The sequence below is a fragment of the Microbulbifer yueqingensis genome, from assembly GCF_900100355.1.
In the GTDB taxonomy this organism is placed as follows: Bacteria; Pseudomonadota; Gammaproteobacteria; order Pseudomonadales; family Cellvibrionaceae; genus Microbulbifer; species Microbulbifer yueqingensis.
This window is the reverse complement of the sequence record NZ_FNFH01000006.1, coordinates 78,804-91,597: the sequence shown is the minus strand read 5'-3', so window position 1 is coordinate 91,597 and position 12,794 is coordinate 78,804. Positions and strand designations below refer to the sequence as shown.

At 61.7% G+C, this 12,794-nt stretch carries 10 protein-coding genes and 1 tRNA gene; 8 read left to right on the top strand and 3 right to left on the bottom strand.

Annotated features, from left to right (window positions below; all coding sequences use genetic code 11):
• Positions 1-6 precede the first annotated feature (6 nt).
• The gene (gene hisB / locus BLT26_RS13630) at positions 7-594 is read right to left on the bottom strand and encodes an imidazoleglycerol-phosphate dehydratase HisB (RefSeq protein ID WP_091515526.1); all 588 of its coding nucleotides are present in this window, start codon (positions 592-594) and stop codon (positions 7-9) included.
• A 152-nt stretch (positions 595-746) separates the two neighbouring features.
• On the opposite strand from hisB, the gene BLT26_RS13625 reads away from it, so the two are divergent.
• From BLT26_RS13625 to BLT26_RS13600, 6 genes are all read left to right on the top strand, one after another.
• On the top strand, positions 747-1,034 hold the full coding sequence (locus tag BLT26_RS13625; protein WP_091515522.1) for a hypothetical protein: 288 nt from the start codon (positions 747-749) through the stop codon (positions 1,032-1,034).
• Between the two features lie 157 nt (positions 1,035-1,191).
• Positions 1,192-3,339 (top strand): TonB-dependent receptor, encoded by a 2,148-nt coding sequence (locus tag BLT26_RS13620; protein ID WP_091515519.1) that lies wholly within the window; start codon positions 1,192-1,194, stop codon positions 3,337-3,339.
• A gap of 245 nt (positions 3,340-3,584) precedes the next feature.
• Positions 3,585-5,633, top strand: a complete 2,049-nt coding sequence (locus tag BLT26_RS13615) for an AsmA family protein (RefSeq protein ID WP_091515517.1) — start codon at positions 3,585-3,587, stop codon at positions 5,631-5,633.
• 439 nt (positions 5,634-6,072) lie between these two features.
• Positions 6,073-7,197, top strand: a complete 1,125-nt coding sequence (gene mutY, locus BLT26_RS13610; protein WP_091515514.1) for an A/G-specific adenine glycosylase — start codon at positions 6,073-6,075, stop codon at positions 7,195-7,197.
• A 122-nt stretch (positions 7,198-7,319) separates the two neighbouring features.
• On the top strand, positions 7,320-7,595 hold the full coding sequence (locus tag BLT26_RS13605) for an oxidative damage protection protein (protein WP_091515510.1): 276 nt from the start codon (positions 7,320-7,322) through the stop codon (positions 7,593-7,595).
• 188 nt (positions 7,596-7,783) lie between these two features.
• Positions 7,784-7,859: transfer RNA gene (locus tag BLT26_RS13600), tRNA-Phe, on the top strand.
• A 575-nt stretch (positions 7,860-8,434) separates the two neighbouring features.
• On the opposite strand, the gene BLT26_RS13595 is transcribed toward BLT26_RS13600, so the two are convergent.
• Complete coding sequence (locus BLT26_RS13595; protein ID WP_091515507.1) at positions 8,435-8,785, bottom strand: hypothetical protein; 351 nt, start codon at positions 8,783-8,785, stop codon at positions 8,435-8,437.
• A 105-nt stretch (positions 8,786-8,890) separates the two neighbouring features.
• Here BLT26_RS13595 and BLT26_RS16525 point away from each other — a divergent pair, with 105 nt between their 5' ends.
• Together BLT26_RS16525 and BLT26_RS16700 are read left to right on the top strand one after the other, a co-directional pair.
• Entirely contained in the window at positions 8,891-9,052 is a 162-nt protein-coding gene (locus tag BLT26_RS16525; protein ID WP_175453124.1) for a hypothetical protein, read from the top strand.
• Between the two features lie 16 nt (positions 9,053-9,068).
• Positions 9,069-9,191 carry a hypothetical protein gene (locus BLT26_RS16700; RefSeq protein WP_281245479.1) on the top strand — a complete coding sequence of 41 codons (123 nt, stop codon included), beginning with the start codon at positions 9,069-9,071 and terminating at the stop codon, positions 9,189-9,191.
• 500 nt (positions 9,192-9,691) lie between these two features.
• On the opposite strand, the gene BLT26_RS13585 is transcribed toward BLT26_RS16700, so the two are convergent.
• Complete coding sequence (locus tag BLT26_RS13585) at positions 9,692-12,724, bottom strand: type I restriction endonuclease subunit R (protein WP_091515499.1); 3,033 nt, start codon at positions 12,722-12,724, stop codon at positions 9,692-9,694.
• Between the last annotated feature and the right edge of the window lie 70 nt (positions 12,725-12,794).

The window sequence follows — 12,794 nt, the reverse complement described above, 5'->3', positions numbered from 1 at the left end:
CGCTCTTTACAGCACGCCCTTGGTGGACGGCATGGTGCCGGCCATGCGCGGATCTTCCGCCAGCGCCATACGCAGGGCGCGGCCGAAGGCCTTGAATACGGTCTCCACCTGGTGGTGGACGTTGTGGCCGCGCAGGCAGTCGATATGCACGGTCACCAGCGCGTGGTTCACGAAGCCCTGGAAGAACTCGTAGACCAGCTCGGTATCGAAATTGCCGACGCGCTTCTGCGTAAACGGCACGTTCATCACCAGGCCGGGGCGGCCGGAGAAGTCGATCACCACCCGGGACAGGGCCTCGTCCAGCGGCACATAGGCGTGGCCGTAGCGGGTCATGCCCTTCTTGTCGCCGATCGCCTGGGCGATGGCCTTGCCCAGGGTGATGCCGATGTCCTCCACCGTGTGGTGGTCGTCGATATGGGTGTCGCCGTCGCAGGTGATGTCCAGGTCGATCATGCCGTGGCGGGCGATCTGGTCGAGCATATGCTCGAGAAACGGCACGCCGGTATCGAAGGTGCCACTGCCCTGGCCGTCCACATCCAGGCTGACCTTGATCTTGGTTTCGAGGGTATCGCGGTTGACGCTGGCCTTGCGCATAGGCGGTGCGGTCCTTATATGGTCCGTTGCGGGAATATTTAAGCAAATGCTTCGAAATAGAGGCGCGAATTATAGAGATAAATGCCGCCGCTGTGACCGGATAGTGTCATGTGTAACTTGATTTGCGGCATTTGCCGGATATGATACCAGCCATGAACAGACACCCCCGCCATAAGTCCAACCTGTGGACCGCGCTGCTGCTCCTGATGGCCCTGCTGTCAGCGCAGCCGATTTTGGCGGAGCATGTCCATTTCGTGGATCCCTCGCACGAGCTGTGCGACCTGTCCTTCCACCAGCTGTCCACCGCCGCTGGCAACGAGTACCGCGTTGCCCTGCCCCTGGCCGTGACCGGCTACCTGCGCCAGAGCGCCCCGGTGCCCGGCGACAGCCAGCCCGAGCGCCAGACCGCCCGCGGTCCCCCCGCCCTTCTGTCCCACTGATAACTCGAAGCAGCCATTGATCCGGTAATCCGCCCGGCGCGCCTGCGCGTGCGGCCCGATGCCGATCCAGGAAATTGAGAATCCCGGCGATGCGCGTCCGCCACCCAGGCACAGAGAGGGGCGGCGCACACACCCGGTGCGACAGGAATAACAACGCATGTACAAGACCAACAAACTGGCGCTGGCCGTGGCCGGCGCGCTGACCGTATCCGCCATCAGTGCCCAGGCCCAACAGCAGGGCAGCACCGCTTCCTCGCTGGAGGAAGTGAACGTCACCGTATCGCCGCTGGACAAGCCCGCCGACGCCGTGGCCGCGCCCGTGTCGGTGCTGGCCGGCGACGAGCTGCGCGACAAGGCCGCCGCCACCCTGGGCGATACCCTGCGCGGCCAACCGGGCGTGGCCAACGCCTCCTTCGGCGGCGGCGTGGGGCTGCCGGTGATCCGTGGCCAGTCCGCCAACCGGGTGAAGGTACTGAACGACAACCTGGACGTGGCCGACGCCTCCAACACCAGCGCCGACCACGCCAGCAGCGTGGAGGCCCTGCTGGCGAAACGCATCGAGATACTGCGCGGCCCGGCCGCCCTGCGCTACGGCAGCGGCGCCATCGGCGGCGTGGTGAACGTGATCGACGGCCGCATCCCCACCCGGGTGCCCGAGAAGGTGGAGGGGGCGCTGGAGATGCGCCACGACACCGGCAACCGCCAGGACGCCGGCGTCTTCCGCATGAAAGGCGGCACCGGCCAGCTGGCCTGGTACCTGGATGGCACCTACCGTGAGAACGGCGACACCCAGATCCCCGGCCTGGCCATCCTCCACCATGAAGAGCACGGGGAAGAGGCGCACGCCGGTGAAGAGCCGGTCGCCGGCGAGGTGCATGCCGAGGAAGAGGAATTCAACACCGACGGTTACGTGGGCAACACCAGCGGCCGCGGCCACAGCTACAGCGGCGGCGCCTCCTGGATAACCGACAGCGGTTTTGTGGGCCTGTCGGTGAACAGGACCGGCAAGAACTACGGCATTCCCTTCGGCACCCACGCCCACGAGGAGGAAGTGCACGCGGGCGAGACCGCCGAGGAGCACGCGGCCCACGCGGGGGAAGAGACCCCGGAGGCCGTGCGCATCGATATGGCCCAGACCCGCTACGACCTGAAGGGCGAGCACCGCTTCGACCACACCTACTGGGACAAGCTCAGCTTCCGCCTGGGCCACAACGACTACGAGCACACCGAGATCGAGGCCGGCGAGCCGGGCACCCGCTTCACCAACGACGCCTGGGAGAGCCGCCTGGAGCTCACCCACGACGACGGCGGCCCCTGGCGCGGCGCCTACGGCCTGCAGCTGTCGGAGAAGGACTACGCCGCCATCGGCGATGAGGCCTTTATCGAGCCCTCGGTCACCCGCAGCGCCGGCGCCTTCACCATGAAGGAGCGCAGCTGGGGCGACTGGCACCTGGACCTGGGCGCGCGCCTGGAGCGGGTGGAAGTGAGCCCTGAAGTGAGCGAAGACCGCGACTTCAACCTGCTGGGCGCCAGCGCCGCGCTGCAGTACTTCCTGGCCGAACACCAGCACGTGAGCCTGGGCCTCACCAGCGCCGAGCGCGCCCCGGTGGCCGAGGAGCTCTACGCCGACGGCGCCCACCTGGCGGAGTCGCGCTATATCCTCGGCAACCCGGAACTTGATACCGAGAACTCGGTGAACTGGGAGCTGGGCTACCACCACCACAACGAGGAGGCCAGCGGCTGGCACGCCGCGCGGCTGGAGGCCAGCGTGTTCTACAACCGCGTGGCCGACTACATCTACGCCCAGAACACCGGCCTGGAAGACCTGGAGAGCGAGTTCCCCATCTACGCCTACGGCAACCGCGACGCCACCTTCTACGGCGCCGAGGCCTCGGTGAAATTCCCGCTGGCCGGCGGCCACTACCTGAGCCTGTTTGGCGACAGCGTGCGCGCCCAGTTCGACGAGGCAGTAATCGATGGCGAGAGCCGTGACGTGCCGCGCATGCCGCCGCTGCGCACCGGCCTGGCCCTGGGCGGTGACTACGGCCAGTGGAACTGGGAGTGGCGCACCACCCACGCCTTCGACCAGGACCACCCGGGCGCCTTCGAGGAGGAGACCGCGGGCTACACCCGCATGGACCTGAGTGCGCGCTACAACGTTGAGGTCGGCGGCAGCGACGCGGTGCTGTTCGCCAGCGCCCGCAACCTGCTGGACGAGGAGATCCGCAACTCTACCTCGCTGCTGCGGGACTTCGCCCCCGAACCCGGCCGCAGCGTCGAGGCCGGCGTGCGCTTCCTGTTCTGAGCCCGCCGCTCCAGCACTGACAGCACCCCGCCCGGTCGCCGCCATCGCGGCCGGGCGGAATCTTTTCCCGCCCCAACCTCACCAATCCCCGCAATCTGCCCGCCTGAGAGCCGTTTCGTATCCCGCGGAACCGTTTTTTCCTACAATTGCCCAACTAACGAAGAACCACGCGCAGGTGTGACGCCACCTGCCCAACGCGAAAATAACTTTCACGCACACAGACAACCACAGGGATCACCCACTCCATGGCCTGGATCAAGAACACACTGATTGCCCTGCTCATTATCATCCTGCTGCTGGCCGGCGCTGCCGCCTGGCTGCTGACCGGGATCGATATCAATCGCTACAAGCCGCAGCTGGAACAGGCGGCGGCGAAGCAGGGCATCGCCCTCAAGCTCGACGGCGATATCGGCTGGCAGCTGTGGCCCAGCCTGGCGCTGGAACTGGAAGGCGTGCAGCTGGCACCTCTGCCGGCGCCCGACCAGCCGCTGGTACAGGCCGACAAGATCGCCGTGGGTGTGGCGGTGATGCCGCTGCTGAAAAAGCGCGTCGAGGCGGAAGAGATAGTGCTGCTGGGCCCGCGCATCGACCTGACCGTGGACGAGTCGGGCAAGGGCAACTGGGAACTGCTGACCGATGCCATGGAGGCGCAGCGCAAGGCCGACGCCAAGGAGCCGCCGCAACTGAAAGTTGAGGAAGAGAAAGAGCCCGGCGCCGAAGAGCTGAAAATCGCGCTGGAGAAGCTGCGCATCGAGGACGGCGTAGTGAACTACAGCGACGCCAAGGCCGGCACCCAGTACACTCTGGAGAAACTGCACGTCTCCGCCGACAACCTGGTGCCCGGTGGTGACGTCGGCCAGCTGGAAGCCAGCGCCGAGGTTGCCGGCAGCTCCCTGAAGCAACCGGTGGAGCTGAAGATGGACAGCAGCCTGGCGCTGGACGAGGGCCTGAACGGCCTGCGCCTGCAGCCGTTCGAGCTGCGCGCCAAGAGTGGCGAGGCCGCGGCCCGGCTCTACCTGCGCGGCCACGTGCGCCGCACCGCCCCGGACCAGCCCTGGCAGCTGCAGCTGAGCATGAACGCCGAGGCCAACCCGCTGCGCCCGTGGCTGGACGTGACCGGTACCGAGCTGGTCACCCAGAGCGGCTCGGCGCTGCGCAAGTTCAGCATGGAAACCAATATCGAGGGCACCGAGAAGAAGATCAGCCTCACCCCGCTGCAGCTGCAGCTGGACGACACCGCCTTCGCCGGCAGCGCCCAGTTCCGCAACGAGGACATCCCCGGTATCGACCTGACCCTGCGCGGCGGCGCCCTGGTGCTGGACGACTACCTGCCGCCGCCCGCACCGCAGGAAGAAGAGCAACAGCCCGAGCAGGAGGCGCCCCCCGCCGAGCCGGTGGAACTGCCGCTCACCGCCATGCGCGGCTTCAACGCCAATATCGAGCTGGCACTGGAGCGCCTGAATGCGCTGGAGCTGCAGCTGGACGCACCGCTGCTGCGCCTGAACATCGACAACGGCCTGTACCAGCTGCAGGAACTGAGCGCCGACATCTACGACGGCGAGTTCAGCTCCAACGGCCAGTTCAACGCCCGCGGCCAGGTCGCCACCGCCAACATGACCGGCGGCCTCGTCGGGGTGGAGATCTCCAAGGTGCAGCAGGTGCTGTTCCCCAGCGACCGGGTGCAGGTATCCGGCAAGTCCACCGTCAACTGGGCCGCCCAGACCAAGGGCAAGACCGACCAGGCCCTGCAGAAGAACCTGCGCGCCGCGGTACAGGTATCCAGCCAGCAGCTGGCGCTGGCGCCGTTCAACCTGGAGAAAGGCATGTGCCAGCTGGTGAGCTTCGTCGAGAAGACCCCGCTGCCCGACCAGGACTGGCCCGCCCAGACCCGCCTGCAGGACCTGCGCGTGAACATCAAGGTTGAGGGCGACCAGGTGAAGGTGCAGGAGATCCTGGCCGGGGTAGAGAACATCGCCCTGACCGGCGACGGCGAGGTCAACATGGAGAAGGCCGACTTCGACTTCGCCCTGGGCCTGTCGCTCACCGGCGAGCGCACCTCCGACAGCGGCTGCAGCGTGCAGAACGACCGCTGGCGCAACCGCCCGCTGCCGCTGCGCTGCAAGGGCGAGTTCGAGACCGCCGGCATCGGCAGCTGCAAACCCGACACCCGCCGCACCGACGACCTGCTGCGCGAGGAACTGAAATACAAGGCCGAGAAGAAGTACGGCGAAAAGGTGGAGAAGAAAGTCGACGAACTGAAAGAGAAGTTCAAAGGCCTCTTCAAACGCGACTGACCCCTCTCCCCAAAACCACCCCGCCAAAGGCCCCCACCCGGGGGCCTTTTTCATTCCCGCATCACCCCTCCGATGTAGCCACCCTCTCCCCTGTAGGAGCGGCCCATGGCCGCGATCCCCACCAACCTCTCCGCACCCTCCGCCACGATCCTTTATCCCTCCCCGTAGGAGCGGCCGCTGGCCGCGACCCACCACCGCCATCCCTTCTGCGTCCTGTCGTCATCCCGCTGGGCTGGCCCACCGGCGAAGGCCGGCATCCAGAAACCCACTGCCATCTCTTCCCCCGTCGTCATCCCGGCGCAGGCCGGCATCCAGAAAACCCCCGAACCACCCGCCCCACAAAACCCAAACCCCTGCCCCCCACGGCCCCACCCCACCAACCCCACCACACTCTGATAAACTCCCCCAAACCCGCAGCAACCCCAAACCACCACCCGCGATGCCCCCAACCCAATTCCACCAATCCGTCCTCAAATGGTTCGACCAGCACGGCCGCAAGGACCTCCCCTGGCAGCAGGACATCAACCCCTACCGGGTGTGGGTATCGGAAATCATGCTGCAGCAGACCCAGGTCACCGCCGTCATCCCCTACTTCCAGCGCTTTATGGCCAGCTTCCCCACCCTGGCCGACCTGGCCAGCGCCTCCCAGGACCGGGTCCTGGCCCACTGGAGCGGCCTGGGCTACTACGCCCGCGCCCGCAACCTGCACAAGTGCGCCCAGACGGTGATGGAAGTACACGGAGGGGAATTCCCCCGGGACGTGGAGGCACTGGCCAGCCTGCCCGGCATCGGCCGCTCCACCGCCGGCGCCATCGCCAGCATCAGCATGGGCATCAACGCCCCCATCCTGGACGGCAACGTGAAACGGGTACTGGCCCGCTTCCACGCCGTGGACGGCTGGCCCGGCCAGACAAGGGTGGCCAACGAGCTCTGGGCCCTGGCCGAGGGCTACACACCCAGCAAGCGCTGCAACGACTACACCCAGGCCATGATGGATCTGGGCGCCACCGTCTGCACCCACAGCAAACCCCGCTGCGAGGCATGCCCCCTGGCGGAACACTGCGTCGCCCACGCCCGGGGCAACCCCCAGGACTACCCGGGCAAGAAGCCCAAGAAAGAGAAACCGGTGCGCCTGGCCACCATGCTGCTGATCGAATGCGACGGCGACCTCTACCTGGAACAGCGCCCGCCCAGCGGCATCTGGGGCGGCCTGTGGGTACCGCCGCAGCTGGAAGGCGACGATGGCGGGGAAGCCAGCGCCCAGGAATGGCTGGCCGCGCAAGATATCCAGGCGGGCCAGGTCCAGCCCCTGCCACCCATGCGCCACACCTTCACCCACTTCCACCTGGACATCAGCCCGGTGTGGATCCAGCTGGCCAACCGAGCCAGCCTCGAAGGTGGGCGGGTGGCAGAGCCCGGCGGCGACTGGTATAAACTGCGCCAGCTCAACCGCCCCCGGGCGGCACAGGACCTGGGCCTGCCGGCCCCGATCGCCAAGCTAGCGAAACAGCTGGACGCCTTCCGCGCCCCGCTGCTGGCCCAGGAGGACGCCACCGTCCTGTAGCAGCGGCCCACGGCCGCGCCCCCCCAGGTGGAGGCACTCCTCCGTAGGAGCGGCCGCTGGCCGCGAAAAACCACGGCCGCCACGGCCACGGCGAAACCAAACAACCCAACCCGGAGACCAACATGTCCAGAACCGTATTCTGTCGCAAATACCAACAGGAACTCGAAGGCCTGGACGCGCCCCCCATGCCCGGCCCCAAGGGCCAGGACATCTACGAGAACGTCTCCAAGAAGGCCTGGCAGGAGTGGATGGCCCACCAGACCATGCTCATCAACGAAAAGCGCCTCAACATGATGGAACCCTCCACCCGCACCTACCTGGCGGAGCAGCGCGACAAGTTCCTGAGCGGCGAGAGCTACGACGCCGCCGAAGGCTACGTCCCCCCGGAAGAGCAGTAAGCCGAACAAGCGGGGAGCGGCTAGACTGGAAAGCGGGCGCTCACACCCGCCGGCAAACCCCACCGGCGACCAAATAGTGAGCACTCGCTAACCGGAAAAACTATTGTGCAATCAAGGGGTTGACTCGCCCCGCCAGAGCGGGTTTAATACGCGCCTCGCGACGCAGGGGAAGCCCCGCAAACAGCGAAGCCCGGATAGCTCAGTCGGTAGAGCAGGGGATTGAAAATCCCCGTGTCGGTGGTTCGATTCCGCCTCCGGGCACCATAAAACAAAGCCCCGTCCTCACGGACGGGGCTTTTTTTATGCCTGTGCATGGTGGCCGGATGAGAACCACCGCGGTTCGACAAATTGCGAGAGCAATTTGAAACGAGCGCGCCAGCGCGAAGCCCGCAGGGTCGGAATAGCCCTTAGGCTATTCCGATTATTCCGCCCACCACCGAACTAGATGTCTCCACGAAGCCAACCACCGATGTGGTTCGATCAGACGCGACAGCGTCTAGCAACGAGCGCGCAGCGCGAAGCCCGCAGGGTCACAGCAGCCCCTAGGCTGCTGTGATTATTCCGCCATACCACCGCACTCAATGCCGCGAATGTCCCTCGGCGACGCTCTGATAGGGCCGGGTGACAAAACACCAAGAGCGTTTTGGTCTGCCGAAGGCACCCGAAAGCTCAAATGCATGGACGCATTTGAGACAGTACCACCGATGTGGTTCGACAAATTGCACCAGCAATTTGAAACGAGCGCGACAGCGCGAAGCCCGCCGGGTCACAACAGCCCTTAGGCTGTTGTGATTATTCCGCCTGGCCACTTCCCCCGCAGCCACCACTCAACCTCTACCCTAGTCATTTTCGGCTTCTACTAACTTCCGGGAAATGCCCTCGGAAAGGCGCCTCATTTCCTCCCTAAACCGTCCATCCAAGCCCCGATGGCGCACCGGTACCGGCTTAACCTCATCCAGCCTTCGGAAGACGGGGCTCTCTCTGATAATTTTTATACACAACTCCAGCTCAGCCTGCGTTTCGCGCTGCTGGCCTAATTTCTTTCTAATAGTCTCAGAAGCAGACTTTTCCTCCCGCCCTTCTTCTTCTGCCCGAAAGGCGCCAACTTCTGCCGCCAGTTGGCGATAGGACCAGCCGACTTTGACCATCAAGCGCTCAAGCTCAGCCCGAAGCTCCTCTCGATTGCTCATTTTCCGACAATACCCTTCAAATTTCCCCAGATTTCCCCAACAGCATGCCAACAATAAAAAACGTCCCAGCCGGGGCACTTTTTGAAACACAAAAGGAGATAGCTTATGGCTAAAGCTAAAAAGCCGATGACCGATAAGGCGGTTCGTCGCATCAAGTCAGCCACCGCGAAAAAAACGGGTGGAACAGTGCCCAAAGACAGTTTTCCCGCGCGGGCAGAGAGCACCGTAGCAAAGCGAAACCAAAGCAAAGACAAGCGGGAGAGCTGAAATGGACACCTCAGCTATGTCTGACGCTGAACTGGATCTCTGGTCCGACATCAACAACCCCAACAACGAGGCGGACATGGATGATTGGGCAGATGCCCATAATCCAAATAACGAGTCCTACTTAGGCCAGGAGACCTAAACTCAAACGAGAGCCCCTCTAAACCCTTAGTGGGGCTCTTCAACATGAAGCCGAATTCTGTTTAAACTGAATAAAAAATTGCATGGGCTTGCTTTTGTAGTCATCGTATGAGATATCGCTCATGGTCTCTCTCATTGAGCACAAACAGATCTCCTGCTTTCTCTCGTACGAGCTGCGTCTCAGTGGCAGATCAGAACCACTAATGCAGGAATCAATTATCGCGTATTCAATCTCCAGGGGATAACGAGTTTCGTCAATGATGTACTTGTCGACCGCAAAGAACCCGCCCGCTCCTAAAATCAGGGCCGTCGCCCCGGATATAAGCGGCCTTTTATAGTGATATTCAGAAATATCCTCTTTACAGTGGCCGCATGTAACGCCAGCGGAAACTGAAAGTTCGCTATCCTTAAAGCACTTAGGGCACTCTAACTTTATTTTTTTCATTCAATACGTTACCGAATCTATCGCTGCTCTCCCAACCCACTGCTCAGGCTAATAGGCTACCTATCCAAAATTCCCCTTAAGCTCTGCTGCATAGCAGCTTTGAACGCAGAATCCTTCGCCAACAGACTGTAAAGCTCCAATTCGTTCCGCCGCTGCTTTAACATCACTTCTTCAAATATCTTCTGGAATGCCAGATCTCGGTTATGCACGTCCTGATTGTTTTTGTACTTTGCCTCAAAGTCGGGGTGCGCCTTGATTCTATCGGCGATATTAATGAACTTTACTCGCTGCTCTTCCGGCGTGGCGCTCCAGCCCTGAAACCAGCGCTCGTTGAAATTACGGATAATCTCATCCAGCGGATCTCGCTCCTCCTCGCCTCCATGCGCGCCCCTCAGGTTGGGGTTCTGCGGCGGTAGTTCTGTTTCCTCGGCATCGAGAAAGATACTGTGACCTAGCTTTACCCGTTCCAGGCCATAGGACGACAAGTCCACCGACTCCAACAACTTATCAATCTGGTCGGCATCTGGGTCCTTGACTTTGAGCTTGGGAATCAGGAACTTCAAAAACCAGAATAGTTTCTCCCAGGCCATGACTTCACCAGGCATGATCGATGCCATCTGTCCGTAAATTTTGACAAACTGCTTGGCTTTGATCTTGAAATCTGCCTTGGCGTCATCTTCCAGCTCAAGCTCAATATTGAAGCGATCTGCGGCGGTATCAATAATAGGACTAAGTAGCTGTGCGTCGGCACCAGAGAAATAGCGATCGACAAAGTCTTCCACCTCGTGCCATTCGTAGACTGCAACCTCATCAAGGGCGTATTTCAAATCATGCAGCACATTGATGTCAGTGGCCTCCGACAGGCTGGTTGCCGTGTAGAACGGATCAAAGGCCGTCTTGATATCCTCGGTGGAATTGAAGAAGTCAAGAATGAACAAGTCTTCGGTTTTCTTTCCCAGCTTTGGGGCGGCCCTATTTAGGCGTGACAGCGCCTGGACGGCCAGCACGCCTTGCAGCTTCTTATCCACGTACATGGTGGCCAGCTTGGGCTGATCGAAGCCGGTCAGGTATTTATTAGCAACAACCAGTAAGCGATACTCGTCTTTGTCAAATTTGTCCCGGGTCTCGCTCTCCGCGAAGCCGTTCATCTCAGCCTCGCTATACTCAACACCGTCGACCTCCTTACTGCCCGAAAATGCGATCAAGGCTTTGAACGGATTACCCCTCTCCTCCAGTAACCGGGAAATCGCCTTAAAGTAGCGGATGGCGGCCTCGATATTCTGGGTGATCACCATACCCTTGGCCTTGCCCTTAAGCTTCTTGCTGTTCACCACCTGCGTAGTGAAGTGCTCTAGCATAATCTCGGCCTTGGTGTTGATGGTCTGCTGATTGCGCTCAACATAGGCGCGGAGCTTCTTTTGCGCCTTCTTGCTATCGAATAGCGGGTTCTCCTCGATGGACTTCTGGATCTCGTAATAGCTTTTATAGGTCGTATAGTTGGCCAGCACGTCGAGAATAAAACCCTCCTCGATGGCCTGCTTCATCGAATAAAGGTGAAACGGCAAGAAACTGCCATCTGCCTGCTTCGAACCAAATTTCTCCAGGGTGCTGTTCTTAGGCGTGGCGGTAAAAGCCAGATAGGAAGCATTCCCGCGCATTTTGCGTGAGCGCATGGCTTCCAGCACCCTTTCCTGAGTATCCAGGCCTTCAGCGTCGACGTCCTTGCCCATCGCCCGGTTCATATTGTCGTGCGCGGAGCCGCTCTGGGAGCTGTGGGCCTCGTCGATAATTACCGCAAAGCGTTTGTCGCTCAAATCGGCGATTCCATCGATGATAAAAGGGAACTTCTGGATCGTGGTAATTATGATCTTCTTGCCCTGTTCCAGGGCAGTTTTGAGCTCGGCAGACCGATAGGCCGGGGCGACGATATTCTTGACCTCGGAGAAGTCCTTGATATTTTCCCGCAACTGCTTGTCGAGCAGGCGCCTGTCGGTGACCACAATCACCGAGTCGAACAGCGGCTGGTCTATACCTTTGGCTCCTGGAACGCCCTCTATGGCCGGGTACGCCTCGATCAACTGGTAGGCCGCCCAGGTAATGGAGTTGGACTTCCCTGAGCCGGCGGAGTGCTGAATGAGATAGGTCTGCCCCACTCCCTGCTCGCTGGCGTGCCGAATCAGCTTTCGCACCACATCCATCTGGTGGTAGCGCGGGAAGAATAGGGTGCGCTTGTGCAGCGGGTCTTTGCTACTGCCATCCAGGCGCACGAAGTGCTGGATGATGTTGGCGATGCTCTCACGGCTGAACACCTCTTCCCACAGGTAGGCGCTCTTGTGGCCCCTTGAATTGGGTGGATTGCCGGCACCGTAGTTATGGCCCTTGTTGAACGGCAGGAAGAAGGTGCCCGCGCTGGCCAACTTGGTGGTCATATAGACCTCGTCCGTATCCACCGTCATATGCACCAGGCAGCGGCCGAAGTTGAGCAGCGGTTGAGTGATATCACGATCCTGGCGATACTGCTTCTGGCCGTGGTAGCGGGCCGTCTGCCCGGTCCAGGGGTTCTTCAGCTCCAGAGTGGCGAAGGGGATGCCGTTAATAAACAGCACCAGGTCTATCTCCTCCAGCGGGTTGGCCTGGGAGTAGCGCAACTGGCGGGTGCTGCTGAAGATATTGGCGGCGAAGTTCTGTTTGACCTGCTCTGAACTGCTGGCCAGCGGCGCTGGGTACATCAGGTGCAGGTGGGCATCCTCCACCGCCAGGCCTCTCTTCAGCAGGTGCAGCAGGCCGTGTTTCTTGATTAGCCGGTCGAAGCGCTCCAGCACCTTGCGCTGCCACTCTTCCTCGTTGGGACTGTTGCGGGCCAGCTTTTCCAGCTCCTTCGCCTGTGTCTGGCGCAGGAAGGCCCAGAAGAAGCGCTTGTCGATGGCGTAGTGCGCATCAAAGTCCTGCGGCAGGCTGAGCTTGTAGCCGTGGTGTCGCCCGAAGGGTGGCCGCTCAGTGGTGCCCCCCTTCTGCTCTTCCAGGGTGGTGCCGGTCAGGCACTGCTCGATTGCGGCTTCCAATGCCTGCTCATCGGTGCGACTGGTCATTCTTTCTTATCCTTTCTTTCTTATCCCTGCAACGTCGAAGTTGGTCTCCGTATTGTCTAGCGGAGGGTGC

What these genes read in the sequence shown, in the direction of transcription:
- hisB (WP_091515526.1), bottom strand. Translation starts at nt 594, where the DNA reads ATGCGCAAGGCCAGCGTCAACCGCGATACCCTCGAAACCAAGATCAAG.
- BLT26_RS13625 (WP_091515522.1), top strand. Translation starts at nt 747, where the DNA reads ATGAACAGACACCCCCGCCATAAGTCCAACCTGTGGACCGCGCTGCTG.
- BLT26_RS13620 (WP_091515519.1), top strand. Translation starts at nt 1,192, where the DNA reads ATGTACAAGACCAACAAACTGGCGCTGGCCGTGGCCGGCGCGCTGACC.
- BLT26_RS13615 (WP_091515517.1), top strand. Translation starts at nt 3,585, where the DNA reads ATGGCCTGGATCAAGAACACACTGATTGCCCTGCTCATTATCATCCTG.
- mutY (WP_091515514.1), top strand. Translation starts at nt 6,073, where the DNA reads ATGCCCCCAACCCAATTCCACCAATCCGTCCTCAAATGGTTCGACCAG.
- BLT26_RS13605 (WP_091515510.1), top strand. Translation starts at nt 7,320, where the DNA reads ATGTCCAGAACCGTATTCTGTCGCAAATACCAACAGGAACTCGAAGGC.
- BLT26_RS13595 (WP_091515507.1), bottom strand. Translation starts at nt 8,785, where the DNA reads ATGAGCAATCGAGAGGAGCTTCGGGCTGAGCTTGAGCGCTTGATGGTC.
- BLT26_RS16525 (WP_175453124.1), top strand. Translation starts at nt 8,891, where the DNA reads ATGGCTAAAGCTAAAAAGCCGATGACCGATAAGGCGGTTCGTCGCATC.
- BLT26_RS16700 (WP_281245479.1), top strand. Translation starts at nt 9,069, where the DNA reads ATGTCTGACGCTGAACTGGATCTCTGGTCCGACATCAACAACCCCAAC.
- BLT26_RS13585 (WP_091515499.1), bottom strand. Translation starts at nt 12,724, where the DNA reads ATGACCAGTCGCACCGATGAGCAGGCATTGGAAGCCGCAATCGAGCAG.